This window comes from Amycolatopsis deserti (assembly GCF_014653945.1).
Classification (GTDB): domain Bacteria; phylum Actinomycetota; class Actinomycetes; order Mycobacteriales; family Pseudonocardiaceae; genus Amycolatopsis_E; species Amycolatopsis_E deserti.
The window spans coordinates 743,063-760,651 of the sequence record NZ_BNAU01000002.1 but is presented as its reverse complement, the minus strand read 5'-3'; the positions used below and the strand labels follow the sequence as shown (position 1 = coordinate 760,651).

16 protein-coding genes are annotated in these 17,589 nt (G+C 73.0%); 4 read left to right on the top strand and 12 right to left on the bottom strand.

The features are described from left to right. Positions 1 to 10 precede the first annotated feature (10 nt). The 4 genes from IE290_RS12105 to IE290_RS12090 all read right to left on the bottom strand — a co-directional run bounded on the left by IE290_RS12105 (position 11) and on the right by IE290_RS12090 (position 4,704). Entirely contained in the window at positions 11 to 1,210 is a 1,200-nt protein-coding gene (locus tag IE290_RS12105; protein WP_191244637.1) for a cytochrome P450, read from the bottom strand. Then, a complete protein-coding gene (locus tag IE290_RS12100; RefSeq protein WP_191244636.1) occupies positions 1,207 to 2,370 on the bottom strand; it encodes a cytochrome P450 in 1,164 nt (387 codons plus the stop codon). Before IE290_RS12100 ends, IE290_RS12105 begins: the two co-directional genes overlap by 4 nt. Further along, positions 2,367 to 3,677: an MFS transporter gene (locus tag IE290_RS12095; RefSeq protein ID WP_191244635.1), complete on the bottom strand. Its 1,311-nt coding sequence runs from the start codon at positions 3,675 to 3,677 to the stop codon at positions 2,367 to 2,369. Before IE290_RS12095 ends, IE290_RS12100 begins: the two co-directional genes overlap by 4 nt. Positions 3,678 to 3,759: 82 nt before the next feature. Beyond that, positions 3,760 to 4,704, bottom strand: a complete 945-nt coding sequence (locus IE290_RS12090) for a PaaX family transcriptional regulator (RefSeq protein ID WP_191244634.1) — start codon at positions 4,702 to 4,704, stop codon at positions 3,760 to 3,762. Positions 4,705 to 4,804: 100 nt separating this feature from the next. Here IE290_RS12090 and IE290_RS12085 point away from each other — a divergent pair, with 100 nt between their 5' ends. Beyond that, positions 4,805 to 5,728: a poly(ethylene terephthalate) hydrolase family protein gene (locus IE290_RS12085; RefSeq protein WP_191244633.1), complete on the top strand. Its 924-nt coding sequence runs from the start codon at positions 4,805 to 4,807 to the stop codon at positions 5,726 to 5,728. Continuing rightward, positions 5,725 to 7,044 (top strand): alpha/beta hydrolase family protein, encoded by a 1,320-nt coding sequence (locus IE290_RS12080; protein WP_229874424.1) that lies wholly within the window; start codon positions 5,725 to 5,727, stop codon positions 7,042 to 7,044. Before IE290_RS12085 ends, IE290_RS12080 begins: the two co-directional genes overlap by 4 nt. Here IE290_RS12080 and IE290_RS12075 read toward each other — a convergent pair. The 8 genes from IE290_RS12075 to IE290_RS12040 are packed head-to-tail and all read right to left on the bottom strand — an operon-like array spanning position 7,016 to position 15,616. After that, complete coding sequence (locus tag IE290_RS12075; RefSeq protein WP_191244632.1) at positions 7,016 to 8,437, bottom strand: MFS transporter; 1,422 nt, start codon at positions 8,435 to 8,437, stop codon at positions 7,016 to 7,018. The genes IE290_RS12080 and IE290_RS12075 overlap by 29 nt on opposite strands. A gap of 10 nt (positions 8,438 to 8,447) precedes the next feature. After that, a complete protein-coding gene (locus tag IE290_RS12070) occupies positions 8,448 to 9,677 on the bottom strand; it encodes a 2-hydroxyacyl-CoA dehydratase family protein (protein WP_191244631.1) in 1,230 nt (409 codons plus the stop codon). Then, positions 9,674 to 10,687 carry a 2-hydroxyacyl-CoA dehydratase family protein gene (locus IE290_RS12065; protein WP_191244630.1) on the bottom strand — a complete coding sequence of 338 codons (1,014 nt, stop codon included), beginning with the start codon at positions 10,685 to 10,687 and terminating at the stop codon, positions 9,674 to 9,676. The genes IE290_RS12070 and IE290_RS12065 overlap by 4 nt, the downstream gene beginning before the upstream one ends. Further along, entirely contained in the window at positions 10,687 to 11,925 is a 1,239-nt protein-coding gene (locus IE290_RS12060; protein WP_191244629.1) for a CaiB/BaiF CoA transferase family protein, read from the bottom strand. Before IE290_RS12060 ends, IE290_RS12065 begins: the two co-directional genes overlap by 1 nt. Next, a complete protein-coding gene (locus IE290_RS12055; RefSeq protein WP_191244628.1) occupies positions 11,922 to 13,061 on the bottom strand; it encodes a CapA family protein in 1,140 nt (379 codons plus the stop codon). Before IE290_RS12055 ends, IE290_RS12060 begins: the two co-directional genes overlap by 4 nt. Continuing rightward, positions 13,058 to 13,843: an amino acid ABC transporter ATP-binding protein gene (locus tag IE290_RS12050; protein WP_308431342.1), complete on the bottom strand. Its 786-nt coding sequence runs from the start codon at positions 13,841 to 13,843 to the stop codon at positions 13,058 to 13,060. The genes IE290_RS12055 and IE290_RS12050 overlap by 4 nt, the downstream gene beginning before the upstream one ends. Beyond that, positions 13,840 to 14,700 (bottom strand): amino acid ABC transporter permease, encoded by an 861-nt coding sequence (locus IE290_RS12045; protein ID WP_191244627.1) that lies wholly within the window; start codon positions 14,698 to 14,700, stop codon positions 13,840 to 13,842. The genes IE290_RS12050 and IE290_RS12045 overlap by 4 nt, the downstream gene beginning before the upstream one ends. Before the next feature lie 13 nt (positions 14,701 to 14,713). Beyond that, complete coding sequence (locus IE290_RS12040) at positions 14,714 to 15,616, bottom strand: transporter substrate-binding domain-containing protein (protein WP_191244626.1); 903 nt, start codon at positions 15,614 to 15,616, stop codon at positions 14,714 to 14,716. Between the two features lie 117 nt (positions 15,617 to 15,733). Between IE290_RS12040 and IE290_RS12035 the strand changes: the two genes are divergently transcribed. Further along, a complete protein-coding gene (locus IE290_RS12035) occupies positions 15,734 to 16,735 on the top strand; it encodes a PaaX family transcriptional regulator (protein WP_191244625.1) in 1,002 nt (333 codons plus the stop codon). A gap of 82 nt (positions 16,736 to 16,817) precedes the next feature. Next, on the top strand, positions 16,818 to 17,582 hold the full coding sequence (locus IE290_RS12030) for an SDR family NAD(P)-dependent oxidoreductase (RefSeq protein WP_191244624.1): 765 nt from the start codon (positions 16,818 to 16,820) through the stop codon (positions 17,580 to 17,582). Positions 17,583 to 17,589: the final 7 nt, after the last annotated feature.

Below are 17,589 nucleotides of genomic sequence, written 5' to 3'. Positions count from 1 at the left end.
GTGAGCCGGATCACTCCGGGCGCGTGAACACCAGCGGCACCGACCGGGTGCCCCACTCCGCCCAGCGGGCCATGAGGATCTCGCCCGCGACCGAGAAGTCCCTGGTGGCGGCCAGGAGCTCCTCGAGCGTGAGCACCAGCATCATGCGGGCCAGCGGGGCGCCCGGGCAGGCGTGGATGCCGGCGCCGAACGGGATCGCCTCGCGCAGGTTCGGCCGGTCCAGCACGAAGTTCTCGCCGTCTTCGAACACGCTCTCGTCGCGGTTGGCCGAGGTGTAGACGAGCGCGATCGGCTCGTCCTTCCGGATGAGCCGTCCGCCGATGACCACGTCCCGCTTCGGCGTGCGGGACATGCCGCGGTAGGGCGTGTAGAGCCGCAGGTACTCCTCGACGGCGGCCGGGATCCGCGACGGCGTGGCCCGCAGCGTCGCCTGCAGGTCCTTGTCCCCGGCCAGGTGCGCCAGCATCGTCCCGATGAACACGCTCGGCGCCACCATGCCGGTGACCAGGAGCTGCCGCACGCAGCCGAGCACCATCTCGTCCGGGAACGGCTCGCCGCCGGGGCGGGCGGCGAGCAGGGCCGTGGTCAGGTCGTCGTCGAGCGGCGCCGCCCGGCGCTGCTCGATCACGTCCGCCGCGATGCCGTAGAGCACCCGGCTGCCGCGTTTGACCTCCTCGTCGTCCACCACCTGGATCGCCCGCACGTACTCCGCGCTGATCTGCTCGATCCGCTCGGCCAGCTGGACCGGCAGGTGGAAGAACTCGGCGAACACGTGCGCCGGGAACACCCGGGCGTACTCGGCCGCCACATCGGCTTCGCCACGCGCGACCAGCCCGGTCAGCAGCTTCCGGGCGTGCGCCCGCACGGCCGGCTCCAGCTCGGCCATCTTGCCGCGGGTGAAGAACCGGTTGATGATCCGCCGGTAGTCGGTGTGCTCGGGCGGGTCGAGGTGCAGCGGCGGGCGCCGCCCGGTGAACGCGAACTTCGGCACCACGTTCTGGACGCTGGTGGTGAACGTGTCGGCATCGGACAGCACGGCCCGCACGTCCTCGTGCCGGAACAGCGCCCAGAACCCGCCGTAGGTGGCGCTCCGCGCGACCGGGCAGCGCGACCGCATGTCCCGGTACTGCTCGTGGGCGCTGGTGAACGTCTCGGGCGCGAGCGGGTCGAAGTCGTGCTCGTCCGGGCGCGCGGGAACGGGCGCGCTCATCGGGCGACCGCCCGCAACGGCAGTGATCGCGGACCGAACTCCGGCCAGCGCGTCATCCCGATCGGACCGTCCAGTGTGAACAGTTCCGTGCGGGCGAGCAGTTCCTGCAGGGTCACGGTGATCTCCATCCTGCCCAGGCCCGCGCCGGCGCACCGGTGCGGGCCCGAACCGAAGACGATGTTGCCGCCGGCCGGCCTGCCGGCGAGGAAGGTGTCCGGCTCGGGGAACACGGCCGGGTCCCGGTTCGCCGCGGTGAACACGAGCGCGATCGGTTCCCCGGCCCGGATGCGCTGCCCGCCCAGCTCGACGTCGCGCACCGCGGTGCGCGCGAACCCGCGGTAGGGCGAGTAGAGCCGCAGCAGCTCGGGTACCGCGGCCGGGATCTCGCCGGGGTGGCGGCGCAGGTGGTCCTGCAGCGCGGTGTCGCGGGCCAGGTGCGCGATGCAGCTCGCGATGGTGACGCTGGCGCCGATCATCGACGCGGGCAGCAACTGCCGGATGGTGCCGACGACCATGTCGTCCGGCAGCGGTTCGCCCCCGTCGCGGGCCGCGAGCAGGGCCGACGGCGGGTCCTCGGCCGGGTCCAGCGGATCGGCCCGCCGCCGCGCGACGAGCGTCCGCGCGATCTCGTACAGCTCACCGCTGGTGCGGCGCAGGCCGTCGTCGTCGCCGTCCTGGAAGGCGCGGTTGTAGGCGTCCGCGGTGTCCCGGACCGCGCCGATCTCGGCGTCCGGGATGTTCATCCAGCGGGCCACCGTGAAGCTGGGCACCCGGTAGGTCAGCTCACAGGCGTCGAACCGGCCGCGCGCCACGAGGTCCGCGACCAGATCGCCGACCAGGGCGCGCACCGGGGGCTCCAGCGCGGCCGTGCGCTCGGCGCGGAACAGCGGCGCGAGCGCCCGCCGGTAGACGGTGTGCTCCGGCGGATCGAGGTGCAGCGGCGGGCGGCGGCCCGCGGCGCGCACCTTCGGCACCACGTTCTGCACGGAGTTGACGAACTGCGCCGGATCGCTCAGCACCTGGCGGACCTCGCGGTGCGCGAGCACCGCCCAGAAGCCGCCGAACTCCGGGCTGTGCACGACCGGCGAGGCCGCGCGCAGGCGGTGGTAGTGGTCGTGGATGGCGAACAGGTCGTGCTCGGCGAGCGGATCGAGCCTCACGCTTCCACCTTCCGCGGGACGACGGCGGGGACGGTGGTGGTGCGCGGCAGCAGGCGGCGGCCGATCGTGCACGCGGTGATCGCCGCCGCGGCGAGCACGGTCACGTAGGCGGCGACCATCCAGCCGCTTCCCGTCGCCTGCACCAGCACGCCCGCGACCAGCGGGGTGGTGCCGCCGAGGATGGCGTCGCTGGTCTTGAAGCTGAACCCGGCGCCGGTGACGCGGTCGGCGGGGCGGAACAGCAGCACGTAGATCGGCACCGAGGAGATCACCATGCCGTTGACCGCGATCTGCCCCAGCGACAGGGCGACCACGATGAGCGCCGCGTTGCCGTTGTCCAGGGCGGCGAACAGCACCCACGCCAGGACGGCCAGCGCCCCTGCGCTCACCTGGTAGAGGCGGCCCAGCCCGATCCGGTCGACGCGGGGGAGCAGCAGGATCGCGGCGATCACGGCGAGGACCTGCGCGCTCGTGGAGAACGTCAGCATGGTCGAGCGGCTGATCCCGGCGTGCGCCACCGCGTAGGACAACGTGTAGGTGTTGAGCAGGTAGATGCCGGCCCCGGCGGCCCCGGCGATGAAGAACACCAGCGCCATCTGCCGCCCGTTGCGCCGGATCACGCCGGGCAGGCTCGGCCGGGCCGCGGGCGCGACCTCCCGCCGGAACACCGGCGACTCGTCGACGCCGAGACGGATCCACAGCCCCGCGCCCACGATCAGCGCGCTGACCAGGAACGGGATCCGCCAGCCCCACGAGGTGAAGGCCGCGTCGGACAGGGCGGCGGACAGCGGCAGCACGGTCAGCGCGGCCAGGATCGAACCGATCGGGCCGCCCACGCCGACCGCGCCGCCCCAGAAGCCGCGCTTGTGCTCCGGCGCGTGCTCCACCGCCAGAGTCGCCGCACCGCCCCACTCACCGCCGACGGCCAACCCCTGCGCCAGGCGCAGCACGGTGAGCAGGACCGGGGCTGTCACACCGATCGCCGCGTACGTCGGCAACAGTCCGATGCAGACGGTCGCGACGCCCATCAGCAGCAGCGCCGACATGACCACCGTGCGACGGCCGAAGCGGTCGCCGATGCGGCCGAAGATCAGGCCGCCCAGGGGTTTCGCGATGAACCCGGCGGCGAACGTGCCGTAGGCGGCCAGCGTGCCGGCCGCCGGGCTCAGCGACGGGAAGAAGACCTTGTTGAGCACCAGCGCGGACATGGTGCCGTAGATGCCGAAGTCGTAGTTGGCCAGGCAGGCGCCCATCGGGCCGGCGAGCAGCGCCCGCTTGCCTGCCGGGCGGGGGACGTCAGGGGTCACGATGCCTCCACGCTGAGGACGGGGGAGAAGCTCCGCGTCGAAACGCTACATCGTGATGTCCGATAGGGCAATGAGGTGTCGCCTATGGTTCGCCGAGGGGGCCCGCCCAGTCCAGGTCGTCGTCCGACGGGAACGCCTCCGGCGCCGCGCCCCGCGTGATGTCGGTGCTGGTGCGGTGGGCGGCCAGTCCGGCCAGTTCCGGCGCGTGCGGGGTGATGATCTGACGGAAGCGCTGCTCGGCGACCGGGCCGAGGGCGTCGTAGATGTCCAGGAAGCACCGGCGGGCACGGGCGCGGGGCCAGCCGGCGGGCAGGAGTTCGCCGGGCAGGTCCGGATCGAGGTCCGGGAAGGCCCGCCACTCGGTCATCACCCGCGTGCGGCCGACGAGCGCCTCGGCGGGGCCGACCTCGCCCGCGGCGACCCGTTCGCGCAGGCCGGTCCAGCGGGCGAGGAAGTCCGCATAGGACTGGCTCAGCTCGTCGAGGTCCCAGGCGCGCAACGGGTTTCCCGCCGGCGGGACCCGCTCGCTGACGTCCGCGCGGGCCACGGTCGCGGTGCCGACCCCGAGGCCGCCGAGGACCTGCAGCGCTTCCGCGGTGCGGTCCCACGGCGACACCCAGACCCCGTCGTAGAGCGGTCCGAACCCGAGCCAGCGCAGCCGTCCGCGCAGGGTGCGCCGGTCCTCGCGCTGCGACTCCGGCACCGAGAACATCGCGAACGTCCAGCGGCCGTCCCACTCGCGGTCTTCCGCGCCGAACTCGAGCAGGCGGCGCAGGTGGCTGATGATCAGCCGGTGCGTGCGGTCCGGGACGCCGTAGGCGGTCCGGCGGCCGTTCTTCGACGTGGTGACCAGGTGGCGGGCGGCCGCGCGCTGGATCGCCGCGCGGGCCGCGGACTCGGTCAGGCCGAACTCGCGCAGCAGGTCCACCAGGGCGGCCGAGGGCAGGTGCTCGCGCCGCCAGAACCAGTAGTCGCCGAGCAGCGTGCCCAGCAGGCGCTGCGAGTGCCGCGGGGCCGGTCCGGTCATGGCGGGAGTCTAGTGGTCTTCCATTGAGTGACAGACTCGTTGACGGTCGTCATGACAGATGTTCACAGTGAGAGTCCCCCAACGAAGGGAAGACGTGGACGTGAAACAGTTCGTGTGGAAGGTTCTGGCGGCCGCCGTGGCGGCCGTGACCCTCACCGGTGCGACGGTGGGCCTGGCATCGGGAACGACTCCGGAGAAGGCGAACCGGCCGGCGATGGAGCAGTTCCACCCGGTGGTGCGCGAGGCCGCCGCGAACACGCGGGACCTGGCCGTCGAGTACACGGTGTACCGGCCGGCGGACCTGGACGAGATCCACGGCCGGCTGCCGGTGGTGGTCATCGGCAACGGCGCGTGCCGTCACCTGGGCAACAACGAGCTGCTCGCCACGGAGATGCTGGTCGCCGCCCACGGGTTCGTCGTGGTCGCGGTCGGCGCGGTCGACCAGCCGGCGAACGGCGAGAACGGCACCCCGCGCCCGGAGGTGATCACCGACGGCATCACCTGGGTGCAGCGGGAGAACGACCGCAAGGGCAGCGACCTGCGCGACCGGCTCGACCTGAACCGCGTCGCGGTGGCCGGGCACTCCTGTGGCGGGCTCGAAGCGCTGGTCGCGGGCGCGGATCCGCGGGTGAAGTCGGTGGCCTCGCTCAACAGCGGCTTCTTCGCCGACGGGCGGTACGGGTACGGCCGGGACGAGCTGGCGAAACTGCACACCCCGGCGTTGTTCCTCGACGGCGGACCGTCAGATGTGGCCCACGAGAACAGCCTCGCCAACTACGACCTGGCGACCGTGCCCGCCGTGCGGGCGACCAACCCGGGCGCCGGGCACAGCGGGTTCTGGTACGGCCTGCGCGACGGGCAGGTCGACGCCGCCATGCGCGAGGAGGCCGTCGCGGTGCTGGTGAACTGGCTGGACTTCACCCTCAACGGCAACCCGGTGGCCCGCGACTACTTCCTCGGCTCGTGCACGCTGTGCTCGGCGCCGGGCTGGGAGGTCGCCTCGAAGAACTTCCCGGTCCGATGAGGCGGCTCGCGCGTGCCCTGGTGGCCGCACTCCTGCTCACCGCCGGAGCCGTCGTGCCCGCGTCGGCGGCGGACTGCCCGGCCGGCGCGTCCTGTCTGCGGGGACAGCTGGCCGACGGCACGCCGTACCTGTTCGTCAAGCCGGACCACTGGCAGGGCACGGTGATCGTCGGGCTGGACTTCGCCTCGAGCGGGCTCGGTGATCCGCTGACCGCCCGGCTGGCCTCCCGCGGCATCGCCGTCGGCGGCACGACCCGCACGGTCACCGGGTGGAACATCGCCAAGGCGATCGACAACCAGGCCGAGGCGCTGGCCCGCTTCGAGGCCGCGTCCGGACCCGCGAAGCAGGCCATCGCGTCCGGCGAATCCATGGGCGGGTTCGTCTCCGCCGGGGCGGCGCAGGTGCACCCGGAGGTGTTCGACGCCGCCGTGCCGTTCTGCGGTGGTCTCGGCGGCGCGGTCGGGCAGTGGAACCAGAAGCTGGACACCGTGTTCACGCTCAAGACGTTGTTGTTCCCGGACAGCGATCTGCCGGTGACCGGTATCCCGGCGGACGTGCCGGGTGTGCAGCAGGCGTGGATTTCCGCGCTGGCCGGGGCGCAGGCGACGCCGGAGGGCCGGGCGCGCATCGCCCTCGCCGGGGCGATCGGTCAGCTCCCGGAGTGGGGACTCGCGCCCGACGGGTCCGAGACGCCGCTGCCCAGCACGGTGACCGAGCGCCAGGAGGGCACCTACCTCGCACTGGCCGGCGGGCCGTTGCCCTACATCGGCCAGGCGATGAGCAGCCGGCGGCAGATCGAGCAGCTGTCCGGCGGCAATCCGTCGTGGAACACCGGGGTGGACTACGCACGGCAGCTCGGCAACGACCCCGCGGTACGGGAGCTGTACCGGCAGGCCGGGCTGGACCTCGGCGCGGATCTGGCGCGGCTGGCCGCGGCACCACGGGTGGCGGCCGATCCATCCGCGGTGGCGTACCTGAGCCGCGGCATCGTGTTCGACGGCGAGCTGGACATCCCGGTGCTGACCGTGAACGCGACCGGCGACCAGATCTCCACGGTGGCCCAGCAGCAGTCCTACGGCGCGGTGGTGCGGTCCGCGGGCCACGGCTCGCTGCTGCGGCAGACGTACGTGCAGACCGCCGGGCACTGCACGTTCACCACGGACGAGCAGGAGACGGCCATCGACGTGATGCTCGACCGGTTGCGCACCGGGCACTGGCCGTCCACCTCGCCACAGGTGATGGGCGACCGGTACGTGCCGTACACGCCGCCGGTGTTCAACCGGCCGTTCACCGCAGCGGTGTCTCCCGGACGGTGACCACCGCGGTGAAGGCCAGCAGCGCCAGCGGGATCGCGGCGAGGAACGCCAGCTGCAGCCCGCTGGTGTAGGTCAGGTGCACCGCCTCCGCGACCGCGGCCGGGAGCCGGGCGATCTGTTCGGGAGTGCCGAGCAGGTCGCCCGGCAGCCCGTCGCGGAGGCGGGACGCGATCACCGAGCCGAAGGCCGCCACCCCGACCGCGCCGCCCAGCGTGCGCGCGAACGTGGCGGCCGAACCGGCGACGCCCAGATCACCGGGACCGACCGCGTTCTGCGCCGCCAGCACCAGAACCTGTTGCGCCATCCCGGTTCCCGCGCCCAGCACGGCCATCGCCGCGGCGAGCCACCACGGGGAGGTGGCGGGCGTCAGGGGGGCGAGCATCACCAGGCCGGCCACCAGCGCCGCGCACCCCACCGCCGGGAAGACCTTCCACCGGCCGGTCGCGACGACGAACCGCCCGGTGACCACGGACGCCACGATCATGGTCCCGATCTGGGGCAGCATCAGCAGGCCCGCGGTGATGGCGTCGTGCCCGCGCACCACCTGCAGGTACTGCGGCAGGTAGATGATGCCGCCGAACATCACCGCGCCCAGCAGGAAACTCGCGCCGACCGCCGCGGCGAACGACGGCACGCGGAACAGCCGGGGCGGCAGGATCGGATCCGCCGCGCGCAGCTCCCGCACCACGGCCGCGGCCCCCAGCCCCACGACGGCCAGGTCCACCAGCACGCTCGGCCAGGACAGCCACGGCCACGCGCTCCCCGCCGCGGACAGCAGCAGCACCAGCCCGCCCAGCGCGCCCGCCAGCAGCGCGCCACCCGCGTAGTCCACCGGTGTCCGCGACGGAACCGGCACCCGGTGCGGCGCCAGCCGCACGAGCACCGCCGCCACCGCCGCGATCGGCACCACGCCGAGGAAGCACCACCGCCAGCCCCAGGCGCCGACCACCAGGCCGCCGGCCAGCGGCCCGGCGACCGACGCGACCCCGAACGACAGCCCGAACCACCCGGTGTACCGGCCGCGGTCCCGGGCCGGCACCAGCCCGGCCACCAGGGCGTTCGACAGCGCCAGGATCCCGCCCGCCCCGGCGCCCTGCACCGCGCGACCGGTGATCAGCCAGCCCATCGCCGGCGCCGTGCCCGCGACCAGCGAGCCGGCCACGAACACCGCGATCGCCGCCAGCAGCAGTGGCCGCGGTCCCCGCCGGTCGGCGCCCTTGCCCCACAGCGGTGTCGCGGCGGTCATGGTCAACAGCGCCGCGCTCGCCACCCACGCCACCCGGTCCTGACCGCCCAGCTCGCCGGCGATCGTCGGCAGCGCGATGCCCGCGATGGTGTTGGTCAGCGACGCGGCGAACAACGCCACCAGCGCGCCGCCGAGCACCGCGGGCATCGAAGGCGGTTCAGCGGACCTCACGATCCAGCCAGTCGCTCACCGTGGCGGTGATCGCCTCCGGCGACGCCTGCCGGACGTCGACGTTGTCCGCGTGCAGTTCCAGCACCGGGATCCCGGCCGCCCGCAGCGCGCGGGTCGTGAAGTAGCCGCCGCGCGCGTCGTCAGAAACCAGGTGCACCACGCCGTTCACGCCGTGGTTGCGGGCTTCCTTGACGTACCACTCGGCCGACCACGGTGGCGTGTACAGCTGGTCGGAGAACGCGGCGAAGCGCGCCGCCAGCGCCCGCAGCGGGTCGTCGCCGTAGCGCAGGTAGCCGTCGGCCGCGATCGCCAGGTACATCGACCACACGAACACCGCGCCGTGGCTGTCCTGGAACCGGCGGTAGAAGTCCAGGTCGAACCACAGCCCGCGGCCGATCCACATGAGACGGACGCGCTCGTCGTCGCACACCGCCGCGCCCGCCTCGATCCGGGCCGCGACCTCGTCGTGGAACGCGCGGGCGGCGTCGCGGGCCCACTCGGTGCCGCGGTGCCACTGCGGCACCATGACGCTCGGGATGCTGTCGGTGACCGCGAGCGGGCACGGCCGGGCGGCCGCGATCAGGTCCCGGGTGCGCCGGTTCCACTCCTGCTGCTCGTTGACCAGCGCCATGACCTCACGGAACCGGGTCTCGGAGAACACCCGCCCGGTGGTCTGTTCCAGGAACCGGATCAGCCCCTCCAGCTCGCCGACCATCAGGTCGAGCCGGTCGCTGCCGATAGCCTCTTCCCAGCGGCGCGGCATCAGCTCCCACCACCGCACCGGCACGTCGTCCGCCGCCGCGCTTTCCAGCGGGTAGAACGTGATGCCCGGCTGGGCGTCCCAGACGTCGAAGATCTTCCGGGACGCGTCGCCGGTGGTCTCGGCGAGCACGAGGGACGGCCTCGGCAGACCGCCCCACGGCGCGTTCGCCGGATCCGGGTCGAACAGCGAGGCCAGCGACGTCGAGCTGTACTGCTCGACGTAGTCCGGGTAGCCGCGCTCGCGCAGCAGCGCCAGGTAGTCCTGGGTGCGCCGCTTCGCCGCGACGATCGAGGCCCACCACTGGTTCACCACGTACGGGATGCCCATGGCGCGGAAGATTTCCTGCGGTGCGTCGGCGTTGACCAGCGCCAGCGGCCCCTCATGGGCGCGCAGCTCGGCGAACCACTGCTTCTGGTACGCGGTCGCGGCGGAAGCGGAGGCCAGACGGGTCACGACAGTTCCTTGATCGCGGTGCGGGCTTCGGCGGTGAGGCCGCCGTACGGTTGTCGTTCCAGCAGCACCGACGGCAAGCCGGTGGCTTCGCGCTGGGCGGGGTAGTCCCACGGTGGTGCGTCGTCGTGCTCCCGCGCGTAGGCGATCAGCGCTTCGGCCCCGCACTCCCGCGCCGCGGCGGCGGTGTGCGCGGCGCGGGCGCGGATCGACGCGCGCGGCGCGGACGGGCCGTTGTGCTGGTAGCGCTCGGCCAGCGCCAGCTCGGTCGGCGCGCCGACCCGGCGGTGCCACAGCAGATCGCCCCAGTCGTGGTCCTCGCCGACGATCAGCAACCCCGCCTCCTCCAGCATCTCGTACACCTCCGGGCTGTCGTGCCCGCTGCCGGTGAGGAACACCCGCCGTCCCGGCACCGGGGCGTGGTCTTCGTCGAGCACCGACTCCACCAGCTCGATCGCCTGCACCACCGGAAGCGCCGTCGTCCGCGCCACGATGGACAGTGCGCGCGTCCCGCTCAGCCGCCCGCGCCGCCGCAGGGCCGCCATCTCGCCGAGCAGCGCCCGCAGCCGGTCGTGCGCGGTGATCGCCTCGGCCAGCGCCGGGTCCGTGATCACCGAACCCGTCCAGGACTCCAGCGTCGCCCGCAGCTGCCGGACCTTCGCCAGCACGTACCGCGTCGTCGTGCGGTGCGGCAGGTGCAGCACGTCGACCAGGTGCAGCGGCGGCAGCACCACCGCCGGCTCCACCCGCCGCAGCTCCCGCAGCGCGTAGAACAGGCGCAGCGACGCCTCGCAGTCGCGCGAGACCACCAGCCCGTCGAGCCGGCCGAACTCCCCGGCCAGCAGGCGGGACAGCAGCGACCGCACCGCCGGATCGAGACCGCGGCCCAGGTACTTCTCGCCCAGCGTCCGGTCGGCACCCGGCCGCCCGGCCAGCCGCATCGGCACCGCCCCGGCCGCGGTGATCAGCTCCACCGGGACGTCCGCGCCCACGTATCCGATCACCGGGCGCATCAGATCACCGCGTCGGCGGCCAGCTCCGCGAGCTGCTCGGCGCTGTACCCCAGCCGCTCCCGGTACACCTGGTCGTTGTGCTCACCGAGCGCCGGCGCCGGCCGGTCGAAACCCGCGCGGGCGCCGGAAAACCGGATCGGGATGCCGGTCGCGGACAGGTCCGCGACGACCCCGTGCCGCGGATGCGCGAGCGGCACCACCTCTTCGCGCTGCCGCACGAGCGGATCACGCACGGCTTCCCGCGGTTCCCGCACCGGTGCGGCCGGGACGCCCTGCGCGGCGAACGCGTCGACCACCTCGTCCACCGGGCGCGTCCGGCACCACTCGCGGATGAGGCCGTGCAGCTCGTCGGCGTTGCGGACGCGCTGGTCCCGGCTGTGGAACCGGCCGTCCTCGACGAGGTCCGCGCGCCCGATCGCACGCAGCACACCGTGCGCGAACGCGTCGGTCGGCGCGCACAGGGCGACGTGACCGTCGGCGGCGGGCAGGATCCCGAACGGCGCCAGCCGCGGCACCATCGACCCGGTGCGCTGCGGCAGCCCGACCGCGTCGAAGGCGTCGAACGGCTCGCACGCCACCAGCGAGGTCAGCGCGCCGAGCATGGACACGTCGACGTGCTGCCCCTCGCCGGTGTGCTCGGCCTGCATCAGCGCCGACACGGTGCCGATCACCGCGAACAGGGGCGCCAGCATGTCGCCGACCGGCAGCCCGAACCGCACCGGGCCCTCGTCCGGCTCGCCCGCGGTCATCATCACCCCGCTCAGCGCCTGGATGATGGAGTCCATCGCCTTGCCCGAGCCCGGACCGCCCTGCGCGCCGAACCCGCTGATCGAGGTGTAGACCAGGCGCGGGTTCAGCTCCCGCACGGCCGCGTAGTCGATGCCGAGCCGGTTCGTCACGCCCGGGCTGTAGTTCTCCACCAGCACGTCGGCGTCGCGCACCAGATCGGCGAAGACCGCCTTCGCACGGGGGTTCTTCAGGTTCAGGGTGACGCTGAGCTTGTTGCGGCCGCGGACGAGCATCGACACCGACATGTCGTCCTCGCCGCGCCGCGTCAGCGACAGGCCGTCCCGGCCGAGGTAGGGCGCGTTGTTGCGGGAGGAGTCCCCGCCGGTGAACGGGTTCTCCACCTTGATGACCGTGGCGCCGAGCCCGGCGAGCAGGAGCGTCGCGTACGGGCCGGCCAGCGCCGTGGTCAGGTCGATGACGGTGCGCCCGGCGAGCGGCTGGTCGGTCATGACGTCCCTTCGATCTCGTCCAGCAGGACCCGGTCACCGCGCGGCGCGAACCGCCCGTTCAGCCCGGCTCTGCGGGTGATGTCCTCGATGTAGCTGGTCACCCGGTCGCCGTCGGGGGTGCCGCCGCACGGCACCGGCGCACCGCGCTCGTCGATCCAGCACGGCACGAACCCGGCCTCGGTGAGGCCGTCGCGGTCGAAGCCCAGCCAGGCGATCGCGGTGTTGCGGCTTTCCGGGTGGAACGGGTAGGCGGGCATCCGCGGATCGGGCGCGAACCCGTACAGCTCCTTGCGCCGCCGCGACCACGCCTCCAGTTCCGCGCTGGAGTCAGCGCCCGTGCCCGGGGTGAGCGCGTGGGTGACGGTGACGAAGTTGCCGAGCCCGTGGAAGATCGGTTTGCCGCGGTGGGTTTCGATCCCGCGCATGATGTGCGCGTGGTGGCCGAACACGGCGTCGGCGCCGGCGTCGATCGCCGCGCGGGCCACCGGCTTCTCGTACATCGCGACCGCGGCCGGAGTGTGCCCGACCCCCTTGTGCAGCGACACCAGCACGATGTCGGCGTCGGCGCGCAGTGCCCGGATGTCGTCGGCCATCGCGTCCAGGCTGTCCGGATCGGCGAAGGTGTAGATCTTCGGCGGCCCGCCCGGGCTCGCGTGGTCCAGCTCGTAGTGGGTGAGCACGTGCACGTAGGCGCAGCCGGGTTTCTTCGATGTGGCCCAGGATTCGCGTGGGCCGACGCAGTTGTAGGACAGCACCCCGACCCGCAGGCCGTCGCGCTCGATGATCGCGGGCTTGCGGGCCTGGTCCAGGTTCGGCCCGGCGCCCGTCGGCACGAGACCGGCTTCCCGGGAGTGCCTGATGGTGTCGGCGATGCCGACCTCACCGGCGTCGCAGATGTGGTTGCCCGCCAGCGTGACGATGTCGAAACCGGCCTGAGCAAGCGCTTTCAGCGCCGCGGGGTCGGCGGGCGGGGCGGGCACGTCCGTGCTCTGCGAGACCGTCGTGGTCGAGTGCGGGACCTCGACGTGACCGATCGTCACGTCGGCCGACCGCAGCAGGTCCGCGGACGGCGCGAGGAAGGACGCCGGGTCCGGTTCGTCGAGGATCAGGTCCCCGACCGAAGCGATCGTGATCACGACACACCCTCCATCGTCGCGTTGTGGCGGGCCAGGAACGCCCGCAGCCGCGGGGTTCGCGGGTTGCCGAACAGCTCCGCGGGCGGGCCGGACTCGACGATCCGGCCGGCCTCCATGAACACGCAGCGGTCGGCGACCTCGCGGGCGAAGGCCATCTCGTGGGTCACCACGACCATCGTCATGCCACCGGCCGCCAGGTCCCGCATCACGCCGAGCACCTCGCCGACCAGCTCGGGGTCGAGCGCGCTGGTCGGCTCGTCGAACAGCGTGATCCGCGGGTGGGTGGCCACCGCACGCGCGATCGCCACGCGCTGCTGCTGGCCGCCGGACAGCTGCCGCGGGTAGTGGTCCGCGCGGTCGCGCAGGCCCACCTGCGCCAGCAGCTCCAGCGCCTCCGCCCGCGCCTCGGCGCGGTCCCGGCCGTGCACGCGCACCGGCGCTTCGGTGACGTTGCGCAGCACGGTCATGTGGGGCAGGAGGTTGAACTGCTGGAACACCATGCTCATCCGCCGCCGCTGGGCCGCGACGCGCCGCGCGCTCAGCGGGCGCAGGCCGCCGCCCCGCCGCTCGTAGCCGAGCAGCTCGTCGTCGAGGTAGATCGCCCCGCCGTCGATGCTCTCCAGCTGGTGCACGCACCGCACCAGCGTCGACTTGCCGGACCCGGACGGCCCGATCACCACCACGACCTCACCCTCGTGCACGTCCAGGCTGACGTCGTCGAGGGCGGCGTGGTCGCCGAAGGACTTGCGCACGTTGCGCACGCGCAGCACCGGCCCGGTCATTTCCGCACCCCGTGTCCCCGTGAGAAGTGGCGTTCCAGGCGGCGCTGGCCGATGGTCAGCAGCGTGACCACCGCCAGGTACCACAGGCACGCGACGATGAGCATCGGCACGATCTGGTAGGTGCGGTTGTAGATGACCTGGACCGAGTGCAGCAGGTCGGCCATCGCGATCACCGACACCAGCGCGGTGCCCTTGAGCACGCTGATGAACTGGCTGCCCGCCGGCGGGATGATCGTGCGCATCGCCTGCGGCAGCACCACGCGCACGAACGTCTGGCCGGGCGTGAACCCCATCGCCCTGGCCGCGTCCCGCTGACCGCTGTCGACCGACAGCAGCCCGGCGCGGATGATCTCGGCGAGGTAGGCCGACTCCACCAGCGACAGCCCGATGATCGCCGCGGTGAGCGGGGTGATCACCAGGTTCGCGTCCCAGGAGGCGAACACCGGGCCGAACGGGATGCCGATCGACAGCCGCGGCAGCAGGTAGGCGAGGTTGAACCAGAAGATCAGCTGCACCAGCGGCGGGATGCCGCGGAACACTCCGATGTAGACGGTGGCGGCCCAGCGCAGCGGCGCGAAGTCGCTCAGCTGCGCCGCGGCGAGCAGCCCGCCGACGAGCGAGCCGATCGCCATCGCGACCACCGCCAGCAGGACGGTCGTGCCGAGCCCGGCGAGCACGGTCGAGTCGAACAGGTACTCGGCGACGACGTCCCACTGGAAACGGGAGTTGCCGATCAGGAACCAGGCGAGCTGGGCGGTGACGACGGCCAGGACGATCCCGGCCACCCAGCGCCAGGGCCGGATCCGGTGGCGCGCGGTGGCGACGTCGTCGGCCGGCTCCGCGGTGAGGGTTGTCATGGGTTCTCCGGGGTCAGCGGGACGTGGCGGCGTTGAGCAGCGGTTTCTCGACCGTGACGTCGGTCAGTCCCCACTTGTCCATGATCCGGCGGTATTCGCCGCTGTCGAACAGGGCCTGGAAGGCGTCGCGCAGGACCGGGCCGAGACCGCTGGTCTTGGGCACCAGCAGCGCGAGGTTGTCAGCGGTCGCACCCTGCGCCTCGGTCTGGGTGACGTAGGTGAAGGCGCCCTTCTGCGCGGTGGTGACGTCGATGGCGGCGGCCTGCGTCATGCCGGCGGCGTCGGCGCGGCCGGACTGGGCGGCGAGCATCGTCGCGTTGGTGTTGTCCAGGCCGACCGTGGTCGTGGGCTGCCGGCCGGCGCCGGTGCAGTACTGGGAGAGCTTGTTCAGCTGCTCCTCGACGATGCTCGCGCTGACCACCGCGACCCGCTTGCCGCACAGGTCGTCCACGGTCTTGATGCCCGCGGTCGAGCCGGCCGGCACGACGTAGGAGGTGCGGGTGGTCATCCAGGTGATCGAGTCGAACTGCTGCTCGCGCTCGGCGGTGGCCTTGACCGGGCCGTTGAACGCCTCGTAGCGGCCGCTGAGCATGCCCTGCAGTGCGGCCGGGAGGTTGCTGACCACGACGGTCTGGGTGCGGACACCGAGGACCTGGCCGAGCGCGTCCTGGAAGTCCTTGTCGATGCCGGTGACACTGGTGCCGTCGGCGCCGACGGTCCGGTACGGCGGGTGCGAGTCCCCGGCGAATCTGAGCACGCCGGAGTCCTTGACCTGCTGCGGCAGGGCGTCGTGCAGGGCGGGCACGGTGGCGGCGCCCGGGCCGGGACCCGAGCCGGAGGAGGCCTGACCGCATCCGGTGACGACGAGGACCGCGGCCACCGCGAGGAGGAGGGGACGGCGGAGGGTGAGGCGCATGGCGTGTTTCTCCCTGCGTTGGGCCTTGCCAGGCGATCGAGGAGGGTGGTTGTCGAAGTTGTGGACGAGCGTCGCACGACCTGTCGCCTATTTCAAGACCTGTGTCAGACTGGGCCGGTGAGCGTGAAGAAACCGGGGGCCGCGCTGCCCCGTCCGCAGAACGGCGCCGAGCCGCAGTTGCTGCTCACGTCGCTGCTGGGCGACTTCTGGTACTGGCGGGACGAGCACGTGCCGGCGACCGCGCTGGTCCGGCTGCTGGCGGACTTCGACGTGACGGCCGACGGCGCCCGCGCGGCGATGCGGCGGCTCGTGGCGCGGGGGCTGCTCACGGTGTCGCGGCAGGGCCGGACCACGGCCTACGGGATCCCGCCGCGCACCTCGGAGGTGATCGTCGAGCGCACACACCGGATGCTGACGTTCGGCTCGACCGCGCCGAAGTGGGACGGCCGCTGGACGGTCGTCGCGTTCTCCGTTCCCGAGCAGGACCGCACGCTGCGCAACAACCTGCGGTCGCGGCTGCGGGTCCTGCGCTTCGCCGCGCTGTACGACGGCGTGTGGGTGTCGCCGCACGACCTGGGCGAGGAGGCCCTGGTGGTGCTGCGCGAGCTGGGCATCACGACGGCGACGGTGCTGCGGTCGACCGAGGTGCCGGGGGGGCCGGTCAGCCCGGTGTCGGCGTTCGACCTGGAGCCACTGGCGAAGGAGTACCGCGAGTTCGCCGACCGGTACGAGCCGCTGCTGCAGAGCCTCGACGACGGGCTCATCGGGCCGAAGCGGGCGCTGCGGATGCGGACCGAGCTGCGGGTGGACTGGCGGCGCTTCCCCGAGACGGATCCGGACCTGCCCGCCGAGCTGCTGCCGGCGGGGTGGGACCGGGCGCGGGCGCAGCGGGTGTTCGTGCAGATCTACGACCGGCTCGGTCCGCTTGCCGAGATCCGGTTCCGGCAGATCCTCGGTTCGGTGGCGCCGGACCTGGCCGAGCACGCGTCGCACCACGACTCGGCGACGGTCGCGGAGCTGTTCGCGACGCTCGGAGACCGCCGCGCCCACGGTGACACCCCGTTCGAGCAGGCAGCCAAGGCGCGGCGCATCGCGGAGGCCGCCCGGGAGAGGCGCTGAACCCGGGTGTGCCGGTGGACCGGTCCGCCGCCAAAAGTATACTCAGGCGAGAAATCGTCTTGGTTTACTTTCTGGGGGCATCATGAGGACCTGGTTCATCACGGGCGCGTCCGGCGGTCTCGGGACCGCGATCGCCCGGCAGGCGCTCGCCGCGGGGGATGCTGTCGTCGCCACCGCGCGGCGGCCGGAGCGCATCGGGCTCACCGGCGACCGGCTGCTCGCGCTGCCGCTGGACGTCACCGACGAGAACGCTGCCCGCTCGGCGGTGGCGCGCGCGGTCGACCGGTTCGGCCGCATCGACGTCCTGGTCAGCAACGCCGGCCGCGGGCTCTTCGGCGCGGTGGAGGAGACCTCGCCGGCCGAGGCGCGGGAGCTGTTCGACATCAACGTCTTCGGGCTGCTGGGGGTGACGCGCGCCGTGCTGCCGGTGATGCGCGCCCAGCGCGGCGGGCATGTGCTGGCGATCAGCTCGATGGGCGGCTTCTCCGCGGGCGCCGGCTTCGGGGTGTACGCGGCGAGCAAGTTCGCCGTCGAGGCGCTGCACGAAGCCCTGGCCGAAGAGCTGGCGCCCTTCGGGGTGAGCGTCACCATCGTCGAACCGGGCGTGTTCGGCACCGGCTTCGGCGCGGCGTCGGCCCAGGTCGCGCAGACGATCGACGCCTACGCCGCACCCGACTACGCCGATGACGACGGGGATCCGCCCGGCGACCCGGCCGACGCGGCGGCCGCGATCGTCGCGGTGGCCGGAACCGCCGACGCGCCGCTGCGGTTGCCGCTGGGCCGGGACGCGGTCGCCCGCATCCGAGCGAAGCTGGACCAGGTGGCAGGCGACCTCGGCGCCGCGTGACGCTCCA

What these genes read in the sequence shown, in the direction of transcription:
- IE290_RS12065 (WP_191244630.1), bottom strand. Translation starts at nt 10,687, where the DNA reads ATGCGCCCGGTGATCGGATACGTGGGCGCGGACGTCCCGGTGGAGCTG.
- IE290_RS12040 (WP_191244626.1), bottom strand. Translation starts at nt 15,616, where the DNA reads ATGCGCCTCACCCTCCGCCGTCCCCTCCTCCTCGCGGTGGCCGCGGTC.
- IE290_RS12060 (WP_191244629.1), bottom strand. Translation starts at nt 11,925, where the DNA reads ATGACCGACCAGCCGCTCGCCGGGCGCACCGTCATCGACCTGACCACG.
- IE290_RS12050 (WP_308431342.1), bottom strand. Translation starts at nt 13,843, where the DNA reads ATGACCGGGCCGGTGCTGCGCGTGCGCAACGTGCGCAAGTCCTTCGGC.
- IE290_RS12090 (WP_191244634.1), bottom strand. Translation starts at nt 4,704, where the DNA reads ATGACCGGACCGGCCCCGCGGCACTCGCAGCGCCTGCTGGGCACGCTG.
- IE290_RS12080 (WP_229874424.1), top strand. Translation starts at nt 5,725, where the DNA reads ATGAGGCGGCTCGCGCGTGCCCTGGTGGCCGCACTCCTGCTCACCGCC.
- IE290_RS12045 (WP_191244627.1), bottom strand. Translation starts at nt 14,700, where the DNA reads ATGACAACCCTCACCGCGGAGCCGGCCGACGACGTCGCCACCGCGCGC.
- IE290_RS12075 (WP_191244632.1), bottom strand. Translation starts at nt 8,437, where the DNA reads ATGCCCGCGGTGCTCGGCGGCGCGCTGGTGGCGTTGTTCGCCGCGTCG.
- IE290_RS12105 (WP_191244637.1), bottom strand. Translation starts at nt 1,210, where the DNA reads ATGAGCGCGCCCGTTCCCGCGCGCCCGGACGAGCACGACTTCGACCCG.
- IE290_RS12030 (WP_191244624.1), top strand. Translation starts at nt 16,818, where the DNA reads ATGAGGACCTGGTTCATCACGGGCGCGTCCGGCGGTCTCGGGACCGCG.